Raw genomic sequence first — 21,793 nt, forward strand, 5'->3', positions numbered from 1 at the left:
CGCGCATGTCGTTCGATCCTCACCGTTCGAGCTAATAAACGGCCGCCTACGGGCATCGATCTTGGTCACCGTTAGCGTTATACACTGTTCCATGGTACCGTGTGTCGCATGGCCGACTACACACTAGAAACGGAGGAGGGGCGACGGGAGGCGCTCCGTCGAATGCTGACGATCCGCGAGTTCGATTCGACGGCCGGCGACTACTTCGCCGACGGAGAGATCCCGGGCTTCGTCCACCTGTATATCGGGGAAGAGGCAGTCGGTGTCGGCGCGTGCGCCGCGCTCGAGCCCGACGACTACATCGCGAGCACGCACCGGGGCCACGGACACTGCATCGCGAAGGGGTTGGACCCGAAGCTGATGATGGCCGAGCTGTTCGGCAAGCAGGACGGCTACTGCAACGGGAAGGGCGGCTCGATGCACATCGCCGACGTCGACTCCGGGATGCTCGGCGCGAACGGCATCGTCGGCGCGGGGCCGCCGCTGGCGACCGGCGCCGCGCTGTCGATCGATTACGACGACCGCGAGCAGGTGGCTGTCGGCTTCCTCGGCGACGGCGCCGTCGCACAGGGACAGGTACACGAGGCGATCAACCTCGCGGCGACCTGGGACCTGCCGGCGGTCTTCGTCGTCGAGAACAACCGCTACGGTGAGGGGACGCCCGTCGAGGAGCAGCACAACGTCGACGACCTGAGCGACACCGCCGGCGCCTACGACATCCCCGGCGTCACCGTCGACGGAATGGACGTCACGGCCGTCGCCGAGGCCGTCGAGGAGGCGCGCAAGCGCGCTCGAGACGGCGACGGACCGACCATCGTCGAGGCCGAGACCTACCGCTACCGCGGCCACTACGAGGGCGACGAGCAGCCCTACCGAGACGAGGACGAGATCGAGAAGTGGAAGGAACAGGACCCGATCGACCGGTTCTCGGAGCTGCTGGTCGATCGCGGCGAACTGACCGAGGAGGAACTCAAGGAGCTGCGGGACGAGATCGAGGCGGAGATCGAGGAAGCGGTCGAGTACGCTCAGGACGCCCCGCTACCGGACCCGAGCGAAGCCTACGAGGACATGTTCGCGGAGATGCCACCCGAGATCGAACGGTTCGCCAGCCAGGCCCGTGCGGACGGCGGTTCGCTCGGAGGTGATCGGCGATGACCGCCCAGGCCGAGATCGAGCGCGCCGAGGAGACCGAGGCGATGACCGTCCGCGAGGCGATCCGGATGGGGCTGCGTGAGGAACTCGAGCGCGACGAGGACGTCTACCTGATGGGCGAAGACGTCGGCAAGTTCGGTGGCGTCCTCGAGGTGACCAGCGGCCTCTGGGAGGAGTTCGGCGACGAACGCGTCCGCGACACGCCGATCAGCGAGGCCGGCTTCATCGGCGCCGCGACCGGCGCCGCCGCGACCGGGACCCGGCCCGTCGCCGAGCTCATGTTCTCGGACTTCATGGGCGTCTCGATGGAGCAGATCATGAACCAGATGGCGAAGATGCGCTACATGTTCGGCGGGAAGACGGAGATGCCGGTCACCGTCCGGACGACCGAGGGCGGCGGCATGGGCGCCGCGAGCCAGCACTCCGGGACGGTCCACGCCTGGATCGCTCACTTCCCCGGCCTGAAGGCCGTCGCGCCGGGGACGGCCGCCGCAGCGAAGGGACTGACGAAGGCCGCGGTCCGGTCGGACGACCCCGTGTTCGTCTTCGAGAACAAGATGATCTACGAGCAGCAGGGCGAGGTCCCCACCGACGAGGAGTTCACCGTCCCCCTCGGCGAGGCCGCGGTCGAACGCGAGGGCGAGGACGTCACCGTGGTGGCGACCCAGCGGCTCGTCGGCGAGAGCCTGCAGACCGCCGACAGTTTGGCCGACGACGTCAGCGTCGAAGTCATCGACGTCCGCTCGCTGTACCCGCTGGACACGGAGACCATCGCCGACAGCGTCCGGAAGACCGGCCGGCTGGTGGTCGCCGACGAGAGTCCGCTCTCCTACGGCGTCCACGCCGAGATCGTCAGCCGCGTCCAGGAGGAGGCCTTCTTCAGCCTCGACGCCCCGATCCAGCGGATCGGGACGCCGGACACCCACATGCCGTTCAGCCCCCCGCTCGAGCAGGAGGTCCTCCCCGACGGCGACGACGTACGGGAGGCGATCGAGCTGATCACGTAGCGATGGCAGCGAGCCACGGAGCCGACGCGTGACCCGCGTCGGACTCATCGCGAACCCGGCCGCCGGCCGCGACATCCGGCGGCTCACCGGCGGCGCGAGCGTCGTCGACAACTACGCCAAGCGCCGCGTCGCCGAGTGCGTCCTCGAGGGGCTGGCCGTCGTCACCGAGCCGCCGGACGTCGCGGTCATGCCCGACCGGAGCGGCATCGCCGACCACGCCGTTTCCGAGGCGCCCGACGATCTCGCGGTCGAACGCGTGGAGATGACGGTCGAGGAGTCGGCCGCGGACACGCGACGGGCGGCCGCGCGCTTCCGCGAGAGCGCCGATGCCGTCGTCGTCCTCGGCGGCGACGGCACCACCCGCGACGTCGCGCTCGAGATCGGCGACGTTCCGCTAGTTTCCGTCTCGACGGGGACGAACAACGTCGTGCCGACGCCGGTCGACGGCACCGTCGCTGGGGCGGCCGCGGCCGCGGTCGCGACCGGCGCCGCGGACGCCGACGCGGTAACCGATCGGCACGGGCGGATCGACGTTCGAGCGGACGACGTCAACGGCGAGAAGCGACTCACCGGACTGGCGGCGGTCGAGATCACGGACCGATCGTTCGTCGGCACGCGGGCCGTCATCGATCCGTCCGAACTGGTCGGGGGCGTCGTCTCGCGGGCGCACCCGAGCGACATCGGCCTCGGGAGCGTCGCCGGCTGTCTCGAGCCGCTGGCACCCGACGCGCTGGGCGGGGTCGCGCTCCGTCTCGACGATCCCGAGGCGACGGCGCGGTCGGTCTCGGCGATCGTCGCGCCCGGGATGACGGCGACGATCGGAGTCACCGAGCGCGACCGGCTGGAGTGGGACGAGCCGGCGACCTTCGACGTGTCGGACGTCGTCGTCGGCGCGGACGGCGAGCGCGAACTCGAGGTCGTGGACGCGACGGTCGAGATGACGCCGACTGCCGACGGGCCGCGACTCGTGGACGCCGACGCCGCGCTCGGCGCCGCCGTCGAGGCGGGCGCGCTGGTCCGCGAGGGTCCGCTGCTCGAGGAGCGGTAGCGACCCCCGTTTTTACTCACGACCGCGGTACGACCCGAGGACGAGTTCCGACGCCCGCTCGGCCCGGTCGAACAGTCGCTCGAGGAACGCGGCTGCCTCGTTGCCGCCGATCGCCCGCGCGTCGTAGGTCAGCGTCGCGACCACGAGCGGCCGGAGGCGCACGTCGTCGCCGTTCGGGACGGCCCGCTGGCCGGTCGGATCGATCTCGAGGGTCGCGACGGACGGCGGATCGACGAGTCGCCCGTTCGCCTCGGTCTCGGCGGCGTTGGCGACGGTGAACGTGGCCCGCTCGTCGGAGGTGGCGGCGTCCGCGTCGTCGCTGTCGACCGCCCGCCGCGCCTCGACGATCTCCGAAAGCGAGCGGTTCCGGGCGTCCGGGACGACCACGGAGACCGGCCCGTCGTCGCTCCCGGCGACGAGCGCGATATTTTGCCGCTCTCGGACCTGATGGGTCGATTCCGCGTACGTGCCGTTCAGCACCGGGTGGTCGGCGAGCGTCGCCGAGGCGAGAACGACCAGCAGGTCGGTCATCGTGACCTCGTCTTCGAAGGCCGTCCGCACCGCTTCGGTCGCCTCGAACAGCGCGTTCGCGGCCGCCGGCGCGGCGACGGCCGTCGTCCGGTAGTACCGATCCGTCAGCGGGTCCCCGGGTTCGATCCGGCGGACGCCGGCGGCGTCGGTCGGTGCCGCCGAAATCTCGACGTCGGCCGTCGCCTCGCTCCCGGCTTCGGCTCCGGCCGCAGCAGTGGTCTCCGCCTCCGGCGCCGACTCGGCCGCGTCTTCCACGTCGGCTTCGGTAATCGATCCCATCGGCCCGGTCCCCTCGACGGTCGTCAGATCGACCTCGAGTTCCGCCGCCCGTTTCCTCGCGCGGGGCGAGGCCTTGATCTCCTCGCCGTTCGTCGCGTCGGCCGCAGTCGGATCCGCATCCGCTTCGGCGGCCGATTCCGCCGCGGCCTCGACGTCCGCCTCGGTAATCGACCCCATCGGTCCCGTTCCCTCGACGGTCGTCAGATCGACCTCGAGTTCCTCGGCGCGCTTTCTCGCGCGCGGAGACGCCTTGAGGTCCTCGGGCGCCCCGCTCGCCCCGCCGCTTGAGGGTTGCGCGGCGGCCGCGTCGCCGCCGTCGGCAGCGTTCGCCTCGGACGTCGCGTCCGCGTCTCCGGCCGCGGCCGCGTCCGACGCCGCGCCGGCGTCCGGACCGGCGGCCGCCGCGATCTCGGGCGCCTCCTCCTCGAGTTCGGCCTCGGCGTCGGCCCGCAGGTCCGAGATGTCGGCGTCCGGCGCCGCCAGGATGCCGATCGGCGTCCCGGGGGGTACCTCCTCGCCCTCTTCGACGTAGACGTGCCGGAGGGCCCCGTCCTCGCGGGCGTCGACCTCGCCGATGCTCTTCTCCGACTCGACCTCGACGAGGACGCCCCCTTCGTCGACGCCCTCCCCTTCGTCGACGGTCCACTCGAGGACGATCCCGCGTTCCATCTCGAGTCCCAGCTTCGGCATCTTGATAACATATCCCATGATACCGGTACGCATCACATCCCGTTACTAAAGCGTATCTCCCGTCCCGCGGTTTCGGCGGCGAGGGAGTCGGCCGTCAGCGGACCGCGCCCCGGACCGCCGCGCCGACCTCGTCGATCGCCTCCCGCGCGCGGTCGAGTTCCGGATCGTCGAGCATCGGCAGGAATCCGTGGATCATCTCGCCGTACTCGAGGTGCCGAGCGGGAACGTCGGCGTCCTCCAGTCGGTCGACGAATGCACGTCCATCGTCCCGAACCGGATCGAACCCGGCCGTCACGACGAGCGACGACGGCATCCCCTCGAGGTCCGCCCGGAGCGGCGACGCGTAGGGGTGGCGCCCGTCCAGTTCGCTCCGGAGGTAGCCCCGCCAGAACCGCTTCATGTCCTCACGGGTGAGGAAGTACCCTTGCGCGTTCTCCTCGTAAGAGTCCGTGTCGAACGCGTAGTTCGTGGGCGGATAGAGAAGCGTCTGGTGGTCGATCGCCGGGCCGTGTCGGTCGCGGGCGAGCAGCGCCACGCCCGCGGCGAGCGTGCCGCCTGCGCTCTCGCCGCAGGTGGCGAGTCCCTCCGTCGTCGCGTCGATCGCCGTCCGGTTGTTCGCGATCCACCGCGTCGCCGCGTAACAGTCCTCGAGCGCCGCCGGAAACCGGTGTTCGGGTGCGAGTCGGTAGTCGACGGCGACCACGACACAGTCCGTCGCGTTCGTGAGCGCCCGACAGAGTCCGTCGTGGGTCTCGAGGTCGCCGAGGATCCAACCCCCGCCGTGGTAGAACACCAGCGGCGGAAACGGCCCGTCGCCCGACGGCGCGTAGATCCGAATCGGAATCTCGCCGGCCGGGCCGGGCACCGTCCGGTCGGTCACCGAGCCGACGGCGTCGGCCGATTCGTCGGAGACGGTGAGGTCGCGGTACGTCTCCCGCGCTTCCTCGAGCGAGAGGCGATAGAGCGGCGGGAGTCCCCGGTCCGACAGTTCGTGGAGGAACGCTTCCACCTGGGAATCGAGCGATACTGACATGGTATCGCACACCAATCACTCGCGCCCGTATAATTCCACCTCCGGTTCCACGCGAACCCCGTGTTACTGGTTTTGACAGCAAGTGCATTAATATCTAACTTTATAGTCCCTAAATTAGGTTTAAAATTATTAATCATGCTCTACTTTGGCTGATTTCCCGGAGGAATCGAGTAGGGCAATGAGATAAAATGGATGGTTGTTCATTCCTCACGATAGATCTATGGCAATGTATAGCAAAGGCTTTAGGTCACGTAGAGCAAAATCCTGGTACGGTCGGCCCACCGGCCACTGATTTCACTATGAGCGACGAACTTATCTGGCGAATCGCGGGCGGTTCCGGCGACGGAATCGACTCGACGAGCCAGAACTTTGCCAAGGCGCTAATGCGCTCGGGGCTCGACGTATTCACGCATCGTCACTATCCGTCGCGAATCCGCGGCGGCCACACCTACGTCGAGATCCGAGCCGCGGATCGGGAGGTACAGTCACGGGGAGACGGGTACAACTTCCTGCTGTCGCTGGGCGACTCGTTCGCTCGGAACCCCCAAGAGGAGGCTTACTACGGCAACGAGGAGATCAAGCCCCTCTCGGAGAACTTAGACGAACTCCGCGAAGGCGGAATCATCGTCTACGACGAGGGGCTGATCAGCGAGGAGGACGTCGAGGAAGTCAACCTCCACGAGCGCGCGGAGGAGAACGACTGGCACGTCTTCCCCGTCGATCTGCGAGGGCTCGCCAAGGAGCACGGTCGCGAGGTCATGCGTAACACCGCCGGCGTGGGTGTGACGGCGGCGCTGCTGGACATGGACCTCGAGCACATCGAGGACCTGATGTCCGACGCTATGGGCGGCGACATCCTCGAGGCGAACCTCGAGATCCTCCACGAGGCCTACGAGATGACCCGTGAGGAACACGACTTCGAACACGATCTGCGGGCGCCCGAGGGCTCCCACGAGACCGAGCAGGCGCTGCTGTCGGGTTCGAACGCGATCGCCTACGGTGCCATCGACGCCGGCTGTCGGTTCATCGCCGGCTACCCGATGACGCCGTGGACGGACGTGTTCACCATCCTCAGCCAGAACTTCCCCGACATGGGCGGGGTCTCTGAGCAGGTCGAGGACGAGATCGCCGCGGCCGCGCTCGCGGTCGGCGCGAGCCACGCCGGCGTCAAGGCCATGTCCGGCTCCTCCGGCGGCGGCTTCGCGCTGATGAGCGAACCGCTGGGGCTCGCGGAGATGACCGAGACGCCCCTCGTCCTCATCGAGGCGATGCGCGCGGGTCCCTCGACGGGGATGCCGACGAAGCCCGAACAGGCCGACCTGGAGCACGTCCTCTACACGAGCCAGGGCGACTCCCAGCGCGTCGTCTTCGCGCCCGGGAACATCGAGGAGGCCTACGAGCAGACGCGACTGGCCTTCGAGATCGCCTGGGACTACCAGATCCCGGCGATCATCATCTACGACCAGAAGCTCTCCGGCGAGAACACCAACGTCGACGTCGAGTTCTTCGACCGCGATCCCCAGCCGGATCTCGGTTCGACGCTGACCGAGGAAGAGCTTCGTGAGGCCGCTCACGACAACTCCGGGAAGTTCAAGCGGTTCAACCACGAGGACGCCGAGAACGGCGTCGCGCCGCGCTCGATCCCCGGCCAGAAGGGCGGACGCTACCTCGCGACGGGGAACGAGCACAGCCCCGTCGGGCACATCAGCGAGGATCCCGACAACCGCGTCGCCCAGATGGAGCGTCGCCTCGAGAAACTCGAGTCGATCCGCGCGGAACTCGACGAGGAGCGGGACTCGACCCAGACCTACTACGGTCCGGACGACGCCGACTACGGCATCATCACCTGGGGCTCCTCCCAGGGTGCCGTCGCGGAGGCCATCGAGCGCCTGAATGCGCAAGGTCACTCGGTAAAAGGGATCAGCGTCTCCGACATGATGCCCTTCGCCGAGAAGGAAGTGACGGAGTTCCTCGAGAGCGTCGACGAGGCGATGGTCGTCGAGATGAACGCCACCGCGCAGTTCCGCGGCCTGATCCAGAAGGAACTGGGCCGGTTCGGCGACAAGATGACCAGCCTGCTGAAGTTCAACGGCAACCCCTTCGAGCCCGCCGAGATCGTCGAGGGCTACGAGGTTAACCTCGCCGACGAGGACCGTCAGCCAACCGCACAGGTACGAATCGAACCCGCTGCAGGTGACTAACCAATGAGTGCATTCAACGCGATCGGTGAGGAACGCGAGATCGACCGGGACGAGTACACACCCGGTGTCGAACCGCAGCCGACCTGGTGTCCGGGCTGTGGCGACTTCGGCGTCCTGAAGTCGCTGAAACAGGCGCTTCCCGAAGCCGGGAAGACCCCCGAAGAGGTGCTGACCGTCACCGGAATCGGCTGTTCCGGCAAGCTGAACAGCTACCTGGACACGTACGGCTTCCACACGATTCACGGCCGCTCGCTGCCCGTCGCCCGGGCCGCGAAACTCGCCAACCCCGAACTCGAGGTCATCGCCGCCGGCGGTGACGGCGACGGCTACGGAATCGGTGGTAACCACTTCATCCACACGGCCCGCGAGAACCACGACATCACGTACATCGTGTTCAACAACGAGATCTTCGGGCTGACGAAGGGCCAGACCTCGCCCACCAGTCCGAAGGGTCACAAGTCCAAGACCCAGCCGTCTGGCAGCGCGAAGACGCCGCTGCGACCGCTGTCGACGTCGCTGAACGCCGGCGCGAGCTACATCGCTCGCACCGCCGCGGTCAACCCGAACCAGGCCAAGGAGATCATCAAGGAAGCCATCGAACACGACGGCTTCGCCCACGTCGACTTCCTGACCCAGTGTCCGACCTGGAACAAGGACGCCCGCCAGTACGTCCCCTACGTCGACGTCCAGGAGTCCGACGACTACGACTTCGACGTCAACGACCGCGCGGAAGCCGCCGAGATGATGCGCGAGACCGAGGACGTGCTCAACGAGGGCACCGTCCTGACGGGCCGGTACTACGTCGAGGACGACCGTCCCTCCTACTCCCAGGAGAAACACGCCGTCGGCGAGATGCCCGACCAGCCGCTGGCCGAGCGCTACTTCGACGACGACGCCGAGTGGGAGCGCAGCTACGACCTGCTCGAGCGCCACACGTAACGGCCGTTCCCGCGGTCGGGAACGCTGTTCGCGACACTTCGCTGTTTTTTCGCGGTCCGACTCGGAGTCCCAACGATCGCTAGTCGCAGTCGTCGACTGACTCGGCAACCGACAGTGCCGTCTCGCGATCGACCGATGCGGTCGCGAAGACGACGTACGTCCGCTCGCCGCAGGGCCACTCGACGGTCGTCCCGAGATCGCTCTCGGCGACGGTCCCGGACGCGCCGTTGACGGTGACCGTCTCGCCGGCGACGTCGAACGGCCGGGGGCCGTTGCAGACGCCGACCCGGATCGACTCGCCGACGCTCTCGTCGCCGGCGTACCTGACCGAGACCTCCCGCAGGTCGTCCGCGTACGGGTAGTCGGCGACGGCGGCCGTCGCGCGAGCGAAGCGCTCCGGCAGGCAAGTCGGTTCCGTCATCGTAACCCCTGCATCGGCTTCCGCGTCCGCGAGCGCGTCGTACCGGTCGAGGTAGGGGAAGACGTGTTCCTCGACGAGGGCGTCCTCCGGCGGATCGAACGCGAACAGGTCGTCCGAGACCGGCTCGTTCAGTTCGAGCGACGTGTAGATCGCGTCGCAATCGACCGCGTCCGTTTCGACCACCTGTTTGACCGGGAACAGCGTCTCTCGGTCGAACCAGACGTCGATCCGCTCGACAGACTCCTGTAGCTCCGTCGTCTCGCGCTCTTCCGTCTCGAGCGGGATCACGAACTCCGTGTTGCCGGCGAGGACGCTGATCGAACGCTCGACGGCCTCGTCCGGCGGCGGATCGAACCGGACCTGGTAGACGTCTCTGCCGTCGAGCGTCGTCTCCTCGCGCACCGTCGCCTCGAGTTGGTCGAAGTACGTCGTCGTCTCGCCGTAGATGTAATCGATGTGGCTCTCGCCGTTCATCTCGGAGTCCAGCACCGCGATGCGGTTTCGCTCGAGGTCGTGAAACCAAGCCCGCTCCCCGTCGTCGACGTTCCGAAAGGTGACGTCGTCGGTGGTCCCTTCGACGTACGTCTCGCCGCTGGCGCGGGCCGTGACCTCGTCTACGGTGACGGTCGTCGTCCCGCCGCGGTCGAACGTCGCCTCGACGGTGCCGGTCATCGTCTCCGGCCGATCGAGGTCGCCCAGTTGGCGTTCGAGTTCCGCGGCCGTCGTCGCGTCGGCGCCGCGAAGGCGGAGACAGCCCGCCGTCGCGATCGGTATCGAACCGACCCCGAGCGCGACGAACCCCCGACGTGTCTGTCGCATATATCATCCCCACCGCCGATCTGTTAAATCAATTGTTGTTCGGGCGATACGCCGGCGAGGCCAACTCAGGCGGCGGACTCAGTCTCGACTCCGCGCACCGAACCCGCGGGCGAACAGTTTCGAGAGATAGCTCAGGCCGAGCAACGCGACGAGGAGGCCACCGAGCGCGTACGGATGGAAGCCGTAGAGCAGTTCCCGAATCGCGTAGGCGACGACCAGCAGGCCCATGAGCAGGGCCGTGGCGCCGACCCACCGGGAGGCGTAGGCCGGATCTACCGACTCGTCGTAGTCGGAGTGGAGGTCGGCCCGCCCGCGGGCAGCGATCAGATAACCGAGAAACAGGATCGCGAGACCACAGCACAGCCAGACCGCGCCGCTGACGTGATTGGCGTCGACCATGACGGGATACCGACACTCCGACCACGTGGCGAATAAGTCCGGCGGTCCGGCCGTCGGACGCCCGAAACGTCCGTCCCGAGGGCGTTTTCCCCTGCGTACCGGTCGTTTTCGTATACAAAAGATATTTTTCCGTCGGAGCAAAAGAGACTATCATGAGTACACAGGCTACGGAAGATCGCATCCTCGAGGTATTAGAGGAGGATGCACAGGCGTCCTACGCCGAGATCGCCGAGCGGGCGGACGTCTCGAAACCGACCGTTCGAAAGTACATCAACCAGCTCGAGGAGGACGGCGTCATCGTCGGCTACTCGGCCGACATCGACCCGAAAAAGCTCTCGAGCAAGACGATCGCGATGGTGGGGATCGACGTCTCGAGCGAACGCTACGTCGAGGCGACGAAGGCGCTGAAGGACTTAGACGAGGTCGAGGCGCTGTACAGCTCCAGCGGCGACCACATGCTGATGGCCGAGGTCCGGGCCGCAGACGGCGACGCGCTGGGCGAGATCATCTCCGACCAGCTACTCGAGATCGACGGCGTCACTGCGGCACATCCCTCTTTCCTCCAGGAACGACTGAAGTAGCCCGTCCGAACGGCGTCTCCCTCCGACGCCCGAGCGGACGATGTGGGTGGGGTACGTTCGGTCCGTCCGGACGGTGGTTTGGCCGTCCCGTTTTCCCGTCGGCCGGCGTAGTCGGGAACGATGGCGACCTACGAACGTCGGACGACGATCGACGCGCCGCTCGCGGACGTTTGGGCGTTTCACTCGCGCGTCGAGGGCCTCGAGGCGGCGACGCCCGACTGGATGAACCTGCGCGTCGAGGCAATTCTCGGCCCCGACGGCGAGCGCGATCCGGAGATACTCGAGGTCGGGACCGAACTCGCGCTGTCGATACGTCCCTTCAACGTCGGGCCGCGCCAGCACTGGACGTCGCTGATCACGGATCGCGAGCGCGGCGACGGCAGCGCCTCCTTCCGCGACGAGATGATCCGCGGTCCGTTCGACCGCTGGGAGCACACCCACTCGTTTTTCGCCGCCGGCGATCGGACGGTGCTCCGGGATCGCGTCGCGTACGAACTCCCGGGCAGCGACATCGCCGGCGTCGGCCGTCTCACCGACGTCGCCATGCCGTTCTCGACGGTCGGCTTCGAGGCCATGTTCCGCAAACGGCATCGATTGACGAAGGCGCGCCTCGAGTGAGCGGTCGCCGTGATTCGGGAACCGGACCACGCTCGTTTTGCCCCTCGCGGCGATACGATGTGTATGAGCATCGATCGCGGGGGACGACTCGAACGACGCCGACTGCTCGGGCTACTCGGAGCGGGCGCCGCAGTCGGCGTCGCCGGCTGTCTCGGGGGCGGCGACGAAGACGTAGGCGAAGGCGAAGGCGAAGACGAGCCGCGGACGGTCGATCCGACCCTCGAACACCCGGGCGACGAACCCGTCGCGTTTACCGACGAGCAGAACTGCCCGATCTGCAATATGACGCCGGCGGACTACCCCAACTGGCACGGACAGGTCGCCCACGAGGACGGGACGGGAGCCGCCTTCGATACGCCGGGTTGTCTGTTCGCCTATCTCGTCATCACGACGTCCGACTCGCCCGTCGCCGGCGCCTGGACCGCCGACTTCGAGACGGGCGACCTCGTCGACGCGACCGAGGCGCACTTCGTGCTTATTACCGACGAGACCGCGGTCGACGATCCGATGAAGATCAATCCGCGGACCTTTGCCGACCGGGACGACGCCGTCGCCTTCCTCGAGGCGTACGACGCCGAAGACCTGACCGAGGAGGACATCGTCGAGTTCGACGAGATCGACCGCGAGACGGCCGAGATCTATCGCGGAAATCGCATGTGAGCGTCGGCCTCTCGGCCCGTCCCGTTAACTTCGCCGCTGGATCACGATGACGCCGACGACGACCAGCATACCTCCCACCACCGTCGTCGCCGTTACCGGTTCGCCGAGCACCGCCGCGCCGAGGACGACGGCGACCGCCGGTTCGGCCGTGCTAATGATGCTCGCCCTGCTCGCCCCGATTTTCGGCAGGCCGGCGTAGAGGAGACTGATCGGAATCGCCGTCGAGAACATCGCGAGCGCGGTCAGCACGATCCACGCGGTCGTCTCGGTCGCCGCCGGCACCGCGAACGTCCCCCGCGCCGCGCCGATCGCGAGAAACAGGAGCCCCGACGCCGGCAACACGTGGGCCGTCAGCACCTGCGGATCGACCGACTCGAGGACGCGCTCGCTGCCCAGCATGTAGCCCGCGTAGCAGATCGCCGAGCCGAGCACGATGACCACGCCCCGCGGATCGGCGCCGGCGGGGTCCGCGCCGACGATCAGCGCCACGCCGCCGAGCGAGAGACAGAGCGCCGCGACGAGGGGTCCGCTGATCCGGTCGGGAGACGTGAAGAGCGTGGCGGCGACGACGATCGCCGGAAACGTGAAGAGGACGATCGCGACCAGTCCCGCGGTGAGATACTCGAGTCCCCAGAAGTAGAAGCCGCTCATGCCACCGTAGCCGCCGATCCCGAGGAGGACCGCCCAGCCGAGCAATCGTCCGCTGAGAAGGTTCTGGCGTCCCTGCACGGCAAGCAGGCCCCAGAGGACCGCCGACGCGATGGCGAACCGAAACGCGAGAATCGTCGGAATCGAGAGACCGATGTCGCCGCCGAGCGTCCCGAAGATGCCGACAGCTCCGAACCCGACGGCCGACGCGAGCACGTAGCCGATCCCGACCGTTCGCTCGTCCATATTCCCACGAGACCGCCTCGAGCGTATAGCGTCGGCGATTCGACGGGTTCGTTGAGAGTGATTGTCGCCCGCACTGAGCCGTTTCGGAACAGTTTGAGCGCCTGCGGAAACAGCGCCGACGTGAACCGGTCGGCGCTCGAGGCGACGGCTCGATCGCACCACCGCCGCGGGCGTCGCGGTCGCCGTCGTCCTCTCGGGGATCTATCTGACGACCGTCGGGAAGGACAGCCGCGGCGCTACGGATCGGGCGTCGCGGCGTCCGAGAAAACGTTACTCTGAGAGCGTCGTGAGATACTGTCGGCCGTCCTCGGTGATCGTGTAGACGCCGCCCGAGACCTGTTGCACGTGACCGTCCGACTGGAGATCGTAACACACCTGCGTCACCGTCACCGGATGCTCGTCGAGCGTCGCCGCCAGCGTCCCCACTTCGACCGCGCCGCGCTCGTCGAGCACCCGTAAGAGCCCTCGACTCGAGCAGTTGGTCATTGTATAACCACGTATAACGGAGATATATAAAATAGTAGTTTCGGTACTGGGTACGAGGAATATAATATCAATAACAATGATACATGGTCGGCTCGACGGGCGGACCGTCGAGAGCCGTGACGACATCGGTCGAGACGGGCAATACCCATGCGTTCCGTGTCCCACCGGATGCCGCGGCCCGACGGCTCAGCCGCCCGGCGACGCGAACTACACGATTGACCAATTGTGGGTCGCTCTCGGCGAGGGCGCTCTGTCGATAACAGCCGTGCCCTCGAGACCGACGCACCGGTCCCCTCGAGCGCGGTCGACGGCCGTCCCACCGGCGCGGGCGACATTCTAGGGTGTCGCAGTGCCTTCATTTAGTACCAATATTCTGAGTAGTAACGATTGAGGTCAGGTGACGACCGCTTTCGTGCGATTTTCGATCCGCTGAGCGGCCACAGTTTATAAACGGTATCGAGATATGTTCTCCAAACGAGAATCACCATGGCGATTGAGACAGGAACTCCCCCCAGCATCGAACCCGGAGCGGACGACGACGCGGCCGCCTTCTGGCGCGGCGCGTTCACCGGCCTTATCGACGTGTTTCCGGAGCCGGCGTTCGCCGTCGACGGCTCCGGCTACATCACCCGGTGGAACGACGGCGTCGAGGATATCACCGGCTATCCGGCCGGCGACGTCGTGGGGAAACACGCGTACGACGTCTTCGGGACCGAAGGCGAGGACGAGACCCTCGCCGAAGAGGTCATCCGGACCGGACGCCCGATCCGGGAGGAATCGATCCGGGCGGCCGAGAGCGCCGACGGCGATACGGTACACGCCCGTGCGCTTGGCATCCCGATCACGAGCGAGGACGGCGACGTCGTCGGCGCCGTCGAGGTCCTCACCCGCGTGACGACGCTGATCGAGCAGCAAGAGCGGATCACGCAGCTTCAAGAACAGATGAGCGACGAGGTCGAGGGCGCCGTCGCGGAACTGCAGGACGCGGCGACGAACATGGCCGAGAACTCCCAGGAGATCAGCGAGTCCGCCGAGGAGCAGTCCGACAGCCTCTCCGAGGTGCAAGGCGAGGTGTCGACGTTCAGCGCGTCCGTCGAGGAGATCGCCTCCAGCGCAGAGGAGGTTAGCAGTCAGAGCGAGCAGGCCAAGTCCCTCGCCGAGGAGTCGGCCGACACCGCCCAGGAAACCCTCGAGACGATGGACGAGGTCGCCGCGGAGGCCGACAGCGTCGCCGACGACGCGGGCCAGTTGGCCGGCCGGATCGACGAGATCGACGAGATCGTCGAGATCATCAACAACATCGCCGACCAGACCAACCTGCTCGCGCTCAACGCCAACATCGAGGCGGCCCGCGCCGACGGCTCTGGGAACGGCTTCGCCGTCGTAGCCAACGAGATCAAGGGCCTGGCGGAGCAGTCCAAAGAGCGCGCCGACGAGATCGAAGCCATCGTCGCCGAGATCCGCGAGACGGCCCTGGACACGGTCGACAGCGTCGAGACGACCAACGAGGAGATCGCCACCGTCGTGACGGAGATCGAGGCCGTCGTCGAGAACCAGGAAACCATCCGCAGCGCGATCCAGGAGACCAACGAGGGGATCACGGACATCGCCGCTGCGACGGACCAACAGGCCGCGAGTTCGGAGGAGATCACCGGCATGATCGACTCGGTCGCCGAGCAGAGCGACGAGGTCACGGCCGCGGTACAGAGCATCGCGGCCGCCACCGAGGAGCAGACGATGATGGTCGAGAACATCGAAGACAGTATCGAGGCCCTCGAGCGAGACATCGAGGACGTTCTCAACTGACCGGACCGCTCGCGTTTCGCGGTCGACGCGCCGCCGGTCGGACAACTCCCGACGACTGCCCGTTACTTCTCGAGCGTCGGATACGACTGAGTGCCGCCCCGCGAGTTTCGCGCGACCAGCGTCGCCACCGCGGCCGTCCCGCCCGCGACGGGCCGCCGCCGCTCCGCGTAGGCGAGGATCGTCAGGTCGAGACACGCCCGCAGGAGGTCGTTCGATCGGTACCGGAAGCGCTCGCTCGAGGGGCCGACTTCGACCGGATCGGAAGAGCGGAGGTGGTGTTCGTAAATGAGGACGCCGCCGGGCGCCAGCGCGTCCTTGAGATCGGGCAGGCGCTCGAGCGCGGCGAAGAAGCTCACGGTGAGCACGTCGTACTCGTCGGTCGGGAGTTCGACGTCGGCCAGGTCTGCTCGCTGCCAGTTCACCTCGAGGCCGCGCTCGTCGGCTCGGTCTCGCGCCCGCTCGATCGCCGCGTCGGAGATGTCGATCGCGTCGACCTCGTACCCGTGCGCGGCGAGAAAGAGCGCGTTCCGTCCGGTCCCGGTCGCGACGTCGAGTGCCCGTCCCTCGGGCAGCGTGGCGATCCGCCGCTCGAGTTCCGGAATCGGCTCGTCGGGGAGTTCGAACTCGACGTCGCCGTACCGCTCGTTCCAGCGCTCGCGCTCGTCGGTCATGGCTTCTACGACGGGCGTGGGACAGTTGTCTGTGGCGGTCTCGAGGAGGCGTCGCCGGCAGTGAACTCTTCTTTCGTCGCCCCGTACGGCCGGCCATGCCGGTCCCCGCTACACGGGGAGTGAGTCGATGAACAGGCGCGAACTCCTCGCCGGCCTCGGAAGCGCGGGCGCCCTCGCCGGCGCCGGGACCTTGCTTCGAGTCGGGCCGCCGTCGTTCGGTGCCGACGGCCCTGAGACGAGCGATGGCAACGAATCCCTCGAGGTGGAAACGATCGACGCGCGCGGAAGCGAGGCGGGAACGGTTCGGGTTCCGACCGACGCGGTCGCGCTCGTCACGTTTTTCGTCACCGGCTGCGGCAACTGTCAGGCACAGATTCCCGAACTCGCCGCCGCCCGCAATCGGTTCCGCGAGCGACGCGGCGACGCCGTCCGATTCATCGCGGCCACCTACCAGCGCTCCGAGACGCTGTCGCCGGCCGCGCTCCGCGAGTGGTGGGCGACCCACGGCGGCGACTGGGCCGTCGGCTACGACGCCGGACTGGCCGAGGCCTACGGCGTCGTCGGCTACCCGACCACGATCCTCGTCGATCCGAACGGCGAGAAACGGTGGCACGAGACTGCCGTCCTCGATCGCGAAACGATCGTTCGGGACGTCGACGCCGAACTCGAGGCAGAGGGTTCCGACGGTGACCGTGGGGAGGAGAATCCGTCCGACGAAACGACCGGCGAGTCGACGGCGTCGCGCATCGACGGCTCGAGGCCGTAACGGCGGCTACTGGCGCGGTTCTCCGACGATCGGATCGGAGCCGTCGCACGCGGTACGGCGGATCGATCCCGATTTCGCCGGTATTGTCTCTTCCAGTGACAGGCAAAGATTTACGACTGCTTCCGCCTCAGTAATACGGGATCACAGATGATTCTCATCATCGGTGCCGGGAGCGTCGGATCGAATTTGGCCGCTGACCTCGCGGAATCCAATGATGTGGTTGTCATCGACCGCGATGCGGATCTGGTCGATGAGCTTCGTTCACAACACGACGTGACCGGGGTCGTCGGCGACGGTCGTTCGGCATCGACGCTCCGGGAGGCGGGCATCGATCAGGCAGAGATCGTCGTCGCGAGCACCGACAACGACGCGGCGAACGTCATGGTCTGCAACGCGGCGAAGCAGGCCGGCAATCCCCACACCATCGCCCGCGTCAAGGAGGTCGGGTTGTTCGAGACCTGGCAGTCGCTCGACGAGGGGCTCGGCGTCGACACGATGCTGTGTATCGACAAGCTCGCGGCCGAAGCCGTCGTTCGGACGATCGCGCTTCCGGGCGCCCACGCCGTCGATACCTTCGCCGACGACCAGGTGGAGGTCGCCGAGTTCGAAATTGGGGTGGACACGCCGATAACAGGCCAGAGCGTCGCGGAAGCCGACCGGTACGCGTCGGCGACGTTCGCGGCGATCCTCCGGGACGACGACGTCATCATCCCGACCGGGGAGACCGTGATCCAGTCGGGAGACTGCGTTGTCGTGATCGGCAGTCTCGCCAGCATCAGCCGCTTCGCGGAGGACGTTTCCGCGCAGCCGCCGTTGAAATCCGAAGACGACATCGTGGTCGTCGGCGGCGACGTGCTGGGCTACCAGATCGCACAGCAGTTCGAGGCCCGGGGCTGGACACCGGAAATCGTCGAGCGCGATCCGGAGCAGGCGACGCAGTTGACGACCCGACTCCGAAGTTCGTCGGTCGCGGAGACCGACGTGACGAACATCGGTGGCTTCAACCCCAACGTGTTAACGGGCGCCGATCTGGTTGTCGGCACGGTCGACGATAACACGAACTACCTCCTGGCGCAGTTGGCCAGGGAGTTCGACGTCGCCAGAACCGCGGCCGTCGTCGACAACCCCGAGGTCGTCGATCTCTTCGAGGAAACCGGCCTCGACGTGATCGTCCACCCCGAAGACATCATCGTCAGCGAGATCCTCCAGACCATTTACGAGCCGGGACCGGAGGAAGTCAGCGTCCTGGGACACGACGACGCCGAAGTGCTCGAGGTTGTCGTCGACTCGGAGAGCGCCCTCGCCGGGAAAGCCCTCCGGGACGTTACCGACCAGCTTCCGTCCGGGATCGTGATCGGCGCGATCGTCCGCAACGAGCAGCTGCAGATCCCGCGGGGCAACAAGATCATTCAAACCGGCGATCGGGTCATCGCGTTCGTCGACGCTTCCGTCGCCGCCGAGGTCGCCGAACTGATCTGACCGGATAAACCGTCTCTGTTCGCGACGCCTACGTCAGCAACGACGTGTGCGATTCAGCGCTATTTCGCACCTGCTCTGGCGAGCTTAGGAGTCGCCGCCGAATCGAGCGCGCACCCGACCGTCGCGATCGGCGAGGCGCGACTCGAGGACCGGAATGGGATCTCGGTCTGCGTCCTCGAGCGGCGACTCGTCGTCCGACTGGGCACACGCGGCCAGCGCGCCGGCGGCCGTCGCTCGGACGTCCGCGTCGGGGTCCTCGAGCGCCGCGAGCAGCGCCGGCACGGCGTCCGCGAAGCCGGCCGGGTCGTCGTCGGCCATCATCTCGAGGATTCGGCCGGCGGTGACCCGGACGACGGGACTGTCGGCCCCGAGCCCGCCGGCGATTTTCTCGATCCCGGTCGGTCGGAGCGTCGCAGACTCGTCGGCCAGCACGGCCAGCGCGAGGACGGCGAGGCCGGCGACCCACGGCTCCGCGTCCAGCCGGTCGCCCATCCCCGAGAGCTGGGTGTTGATCCCGTCGGTGTGGGTCGGCGTCTCGCCGCCGGCCGCCAGCGAGGCGGCGTCGAGCAGTCGGTCGTCGACCGCCTCGAGTTCGGATTCCAACGCGCTTCCGTCGTCGCGGCCGGTGACCGCGAGGGTGCCGAGCGCGAGCGCGGCGTAGCCCCGGATCGCCTCGTCGTCAGGCTCTCCGTCCCCGCTCCGTCCGGCACCTCCCGCCCGCTCCGCGAGCAGGTCGGCCAGTCGGTCTCGCCCGGCCGCCGCGTCGTCGGGCGCCGTCGCCGCGAGCCGGGCGAGCTCCCCCGCGGTCGCGCGTCGGTCTCCGTCGGCATCGAGCCGATCGACCAGCGCTCCGGTGACGGTGCCGGCGTCGCCGCCGTCCGCCGCGACGGCCGTCGTCAGCGCGCGCAGGAGCGCCGGCGCGTCGGCCTCGCCCGGCGCGAACCGCTCGAGCAGCGACGGGACGGCCGCGGCGACCGGCTCCGAGTTCCGCTGTGCGACGTCCCCGAGCGCGGCGGCGACGGCGGCCGACCGGTCGTCGTCCGATAGCGACTCGAGAACCACGTCGGTCGGCGTCGGTTCGACGTCTGCGTCCGCCGCGAGCGTCGTCTCGAGCGCGTCCAGCGCCGCGACGCGAACGGCCGACGTCGGATCGACCAGCAGCTCACGGAGCGCTTCGACGACGGCTTCGGCCTCCGCTCCGGACTCGAAGCCGAGCGTGGCGAGAGCCTCGCAGGCGGCGACGCGGACCCGCTCCGCCTCGGCCGTCGTCTCCGCGACGGCCAGCGACAGTGTCGGCCGACAGTCGTTGCCGGCGTCGGATGCGACCTCGGCGAGGGTCCGGCGAACGGTCCGGCGAACGGAACGATCCGGATCGTCCAGCGCCGTCAGCAAGGAGACCAACACGTCGTCCTCGCGGACGTCGTCGGGAGTCGACGCCGCGACCCGCGAGAGGGCGATCGCCGCGTTGTTCCGAACCGTCGCGTCCTCGTCGGCGCTCCGCGCCTCCCCCCCGAGCCGTTCTGCCAGCGGGCCGACGGCGCCGCGAACCGCCAGCGGGCGTTCGGCCGCGACGGTCACGAGATCCCGCGTCGCGGCCCGCCGAACGGCGGCCGCGTCGTCGTCGAGCCGCCGGGTCAGCGACCGGACCGCCGGATGGGCGTCGGCGGTCGCCGACCGCGCGACGTCGGCGATGCCGCGGGCCGCGTGCCCCTGAACCCACTCGTCGCCCTCTTCCGAGGCGTTCTCCGCCTCGCCCTCGAGGGCCTCGAGGAGCGCGGAAACGTCGGTCCCCTCGGCACGCGTCTCACGTGCGAGCGCGGCCAGCGCGTCGGTCGCGGGCCGGCGGACCGGTTCGTGGGGGTCGTCGATCCGATCCGCGAGGGCGGGGACGACCGGTCCGATCGCGTTCGGCGAGGACGCCGCTACGGCGGCGATCGCCCGGGCCGCATCGAGGCGAACGCTCTCGTCGTCGGCGTCGGCGACGGCGGCCAGTTCGGTCACGACGGGTTCGACCGCGTCCGGTTGCGCGTCCGCGACAGCCGCGATCGCCGTGACGCCGTGACGCTGAACCGGTTCGACGTCCGTCTCCAACCGTCGGGCCAGCGGGCGGACGGCGTCGGCGATCGCGGTCGGGCGCTCCGCCGCAACCGATGCGAGTGTCCCGGCGGCGTCCGTCCGAACGGCCTCGAGCGGGTCGTCGAGCCGGGCGACGAGCGCGGCGGTCGCCGACGCGACGCCGGCGGGTTCGGCCGCCGCGATTTCGCGCAGCGCGCCGACGCACTCGCGGCGGATCGCCGCCGCGTCGTCGAGTCGATCCGCAAGTCGATCGACGGCGTCGACGACCGCCCCGGGTCGATCGGTCGCGATCGACTCGAGGGCGAGGGCGGCGTCGTGACGGACCCCTTCTCGGTCGTCCGCGAGGCGGGCGGCGATCGGATCGACCGCGTCGGCGACGGCCGCCGGCGAGTCGTCGGCGATCGCTCGAAGCGCTTCCATCGCGTAGCCGCCGATCGCTCCGGCCTCGGCGGACGCGGTCGCGCCGTCCGGGTCGTCCGCCTGGTCCTCGAGTCGGTCGACCAGCGCCGGGACGGACTCGAGGACCGCGTCGGGAGCGGCCGTCGCGACCGCCGCGAGAACCGCCGTCGCGTTCTCGCGGACGGCGGCCGTCTCGTCGTCGGCCGCGGCGGCGACATCGTCGACGACGGCGACGACCTGTTCGGGCTGGGCATCGGCGACGGCCGCGAGCGCGTCGGTCGTCCGAACCCTGACCCGCTCGTTCCCGTCGGTCGCGTAGCGCCCGAGCGCCTCGATCGAGTCGGCGACTGCTGCGGGAGCTTCGGCCGCGACGGCCGCGAGCGCGTCGGCCGCGTCCGCGCGGACGGTCGCACTCGCGGCTTCGTCGCTCGTCCTCGAGGCGCTCCGCGCCTCGCCCTCCAGCCGGTCGGTCAGCGCGGGGATCGACTCGCGAACGGCGCCGGGATGGTCGGCCGCGACGGCGGACAGCGCGGCGGCGGCGTGGGATCTGATCGACGGCTCGTCCTCGAGGCGGTCGGTCAGCGCCGGGACGGCCGAGCGAACGTCCGCCGGCCGCTCGGCGGCCTTCGTGGCGAGCGTGCGCGCGGCGTACTCACGAACGTCGGGATCGTCGGCCGCGAGGAACTCCTCGAGTTGATCGATTCCGACGGTGACTTCGATCCCGTCGCCCCCTCCGATTCCCGGTCCGTCAGCGATTTTGTCGGGTCCTGACATGCTGTGAGGTGCGACGCCCGACGGCGTCGCGAGGTTGGTACTGACATATGCGAACAGACTTAGT

19 protein-coding genes are annotated in these 21,793 nt (G+C 68.2%); 11 read left to right on the forward strand and 8 right to left on the reverse strand.

Going from position 1 to position 21,793, the window contains the following annotated elements:
* Positions 1 to 108 precede the first annotated feature (108 nt).
* The 3 genes from C477_RS21560 to C477_RS21570 are packed head-to-tail and all read left to right on the forward strand — an operon-like array spanning position 109 to position 3,207.
* Positions 109 to 1,155 (forward strand): thiamine pyrophosphate-dependent dehydrogenase E1 component subunit alpha, encoded by a 1,047-nt coding sequence (locus C477_RS21560; protein WP_008896695.1) that lies wholly within the window; start codon positions 109 to 111, stop codon positions 1,153 to 1,155.
* On the forward strand, positions 1,152 to 2,159 hold the full coding sequence (locus C477_RS21565) for an alpha-ketoacid dehydrogenase subunit beta (RefSeq protein WP_008896696.1): 1,008 nt from the start codon (positions 1,152 to 1,154) through the stop codon (positions 2,157 to 2,159). The genes C477_RS21560 and C477_RS21565 overlap by 4 nt, the downstream gene beginning before the upstream one ends.
* Before the next feature lie 28 nt (positions 2,160 to 2,187).
* Positions 2,188 to 3,207, forward strand: coding sequence for an NAD(+)/NADH kinase (locus tag C477_RS21570; protein WP_008896697.1), 1,020 nt, complete (start codon positions 2,188 to 2,190; stop codon positions 3,205 to 3,207).
* A gap of 12 nt (positions 3,208 to 3,219) precedes the next feature.
* On the opposite strand, the gene C477_RS21575 is transcribed toward C477_RS21570, so the two are convergent.
* Both C477_RS21575 and C477_RS21580 read right to left on the reverse strand, forming a co-directional pair.
* Complete coding sequence (locus tag C477_RS21575; RefSeq protein ID WP_239641915.1) at positions 3,220 to 4,725, reverse strand: E3 binding domain-containing protein; 1,506 nt, start codon at positions 4,723 to 4,725, stop codon at positions 3,220 to 3,222.
* A gap of 76 nt (positions 4,726 to 4,801) precedes the next feature.
* A complete protein-coding gene (locus C477_RS21580; RefSeq protein WP_193366276.1) occupies positions 4,802 to 5,740 on the reverse strand; it encodes an alpha/beta hydrolase in 939 nt (312 codons plus the stop codon).
* Positions 5,741 to 6,039: 299 nt separating this feature from the next.
* Between C477_RS21580 and C477_RS21585 the strand changes: the two genes are divergently transcribed.
* Together C477_RS21585 and C477_RS21590 are read left to right on the forward strand one after the other, a co-directional pair.
* Complete coding sequence (locus C477_RS21585) at positions 6,040 to 7,941, forward strand: 2-oxoacid:acceptor oxidoreductase subunit alpha (protein WP_008896700.1); 1,902 nt, start codon at positions 6,040 to 6,042, stop codon at positions 7,939 to 7,941.
* A 3-nt stretch (positions 7,942 to 7,944) separates the two neighbouring features.
* Entirely contained in the window at positions 7,945 to 8,880 is a 936-nt protein-coding gene (locus C477_RS21590; RefSeq protein ID WP_008896701.1) for a thiamine pyrophosphate-dependent enzyme, read from the forward strand.
* Positions 8,881 to 8,959: 79 nt separating this feature from the next.
* Here C477_RS21590 and C477_RS21595 read toward each other — a convergent pair whose 3' ends face one another.
* Both C477_RS21595 and C477_RS21600 read right to left on the reverse strand, forming a co-directional pair.
* The gene (locus C477_RS21595) at positions 8,960 to 10,120 is read right to left on the reverse strand and encodes a LolA family protein (RefSeq protein ID WP_008896702.1); all 1,161 of its coding nucleotides are present in this window, start codon (positions 10,118 to 10,120) and stop codon (positions 8,960 to 8,962) included.
* A gap of 78 nt (positions 10,121 to 10,198) precedes the next feature.
* Complete coding sequence (locus C477_RS21600; protein WP_008896703.1) at positions 10,199 to 10,519, reverse strand: hypothetical protein; 321 nt, start codon at positions 10,517 to 10,519, stop codon at positions 10,199 to 10,201.
* A 152-nt stretch (positions 10,520 to 10,671) separates the two neighbouring features.
* Here C477_RS21600 and lrpA1 point away from each other — a divergent pair, with 152 nt between their 5' ends.
* From lrpA1 to C477_RS21615, 3 genes are all read left to right on the forward strand, one after another.
* A complete protein-coding gene (gene lrpA1 / locus C477_RS21605; protein ID WP_008896704.1) occupies positions 10,672 to 11,100 on the forward strand; it encodes an HTH-type transcriptional regulator LrpA1 in 429 nt (142 codons plus the stop codon).
* 120 nt (positions 11,101 to 11,220) lie between these two features.
* Positions 11,221 to 11,718: an SRPBCC family protein gene (locus tag C477_RS21610; protein WP_008896705.1), complete on the forward strand. Its 498-nt coding sequence runs from the start codon at positions 11,221 to 11,223 to the stop codon at positions 11,716 to 11,718.
* A gap of 63 nt (positions 11,719 to 11,781) precedes the next feature.
* Positions 11,782 to 12,378 (forward strand): nitrous oxide reductase accessory protein NosL, encoded by a 597-nt coding sequence (locus C477_RS21615; RefSeq protein WP_008896706.1) that lies wholly within the window; start codon positions 11,782 to 11,784, stop codon positions 12,376 to 12,378.
* A gap of 24 nt (positions 12,379 to 12,402) precedes the next feature.
* Here C477_RS21615 and C477_RS21620 read toward each other — a convergent pair whose 3' ends face one another.
* The gene (locus C477_RS21620) at positions 12,403 to 13,272 is read right to left on the reverse strand and encodes a DMT family transporter (RefSeq protein WP_008896707.1); all 870 of its coding nucleotides are present in this window, start codon (positions 13,270 to 13,272) and stop codon (positions 12,403 to 12,405) included.
* 270 nt (positions 13,273 to 13,542) lie between these two features.
* Positions 13,543 to 13,758 carry a helix-turn-helix domain-containing protein gene (locus C477_RS21625; RefSeq protein ID WP_049914761.1) on the reverse strand — a complete coding sequence of 72 codons (216 nt, stop codon included), beginning with the start codon at positions 13,756 to 13,758 and terminating at the stop codon, positions 13,543 to 13,545.
* 486 nt (positions 13,759 to 14,244) lie between these two features.
* Here C477_RS21625 and C477_RS21630 point away from each other — a divergent pair, with 486 nt between their 5' ends.
* Positions 14,245 to 15,564 carry a methyl-accepting chemotaxis protein gene (locus tag C477_RS21630; RefSeq protein ID WP_008896709.1) on the forward strand — a complete coding sequence of 440 codons (1,320 nt, stop codon included), beginning with the start codon at positions 14,245 to 14,247 and terminating at the stop codon, positions 15,562 to 15,564.
* Positions 15,565 to 15,626: 62 nt separating this feature from the next.
* Here C477_RS21630 and C477_RS21635 read toward each other — a convergent pair whose 3' ends face one another.
* Positions 15,627 to 16,235: a class I SAM-dependent methyltransferase gene (locus C477_RS21635; protein WP_008896710.1), complete on the reverse strand. Its 609-nt coding sequence runs from the start codon at positions 16,233 to 16,235 to the stop codon at positions 15,627 to 15,629.
* Between the two features lie 127 nt (positions 16,236 to 16,362).
* On the opposite strand from C477_RS21635, the gene C477_RS21640 reads away from it, so the two are divergent.
* Positions 16,363 to 17,001, forward strand: a complete 639-nt coding sequence (locus C477_RS21640) for a TlpA family protein disulfide reductase (protein WP_008896711.1) — start codon at positions 16,363 to 16,365, stop codon at positions 16,999 to 17,001.
* 147 nt (positions 17,002 to 17,148) lie between these two features.
* Positions 17,149 to 18,480: a Trk system potassium transporter TrkA gene (gene trkA / locus C477_RS21645; protein WP_008896712.1), complete on the forward strand. Its 1,332-nt coding sequence runs from the start codon at positions 17,149 to 17,151 to the stop codon at positions 18,478 to 18,480.
* An 84-nt stretch (positions 18,481 to 18,564) separates the two neighbouring features.
* Here the strand turns inward: trkA and C477_RS21650 are convergent, their stop codons facing one another.
* The gene (locus tag C477_RS21650) at positions 18,565 to 21,729 is read right to left on the reverse strand and encodes a sister chromatid cohesion protein PDS5 (RefSeq protein ID WP_008896713.1); all 3,165 of its coding nucleotides are present in this window, start codon (positions 21,727 to 21,729) and stop codon (positions 18,565 to 18,567) included.
* Positions 21,730 to 21,793 lie beyond the last annotated feature (64 nt).

Source organism: Haloterrigena salina JCM 13891, assembly GCF_000337495.1.
In the GTDB taxonomy this organism is placed as follows: domain Archaea; phylum Halobacteriota; class Halobacteria; order Halobacteriales; family Natrialbaceae; genus Haloterrigena; species Haloterrigena salina.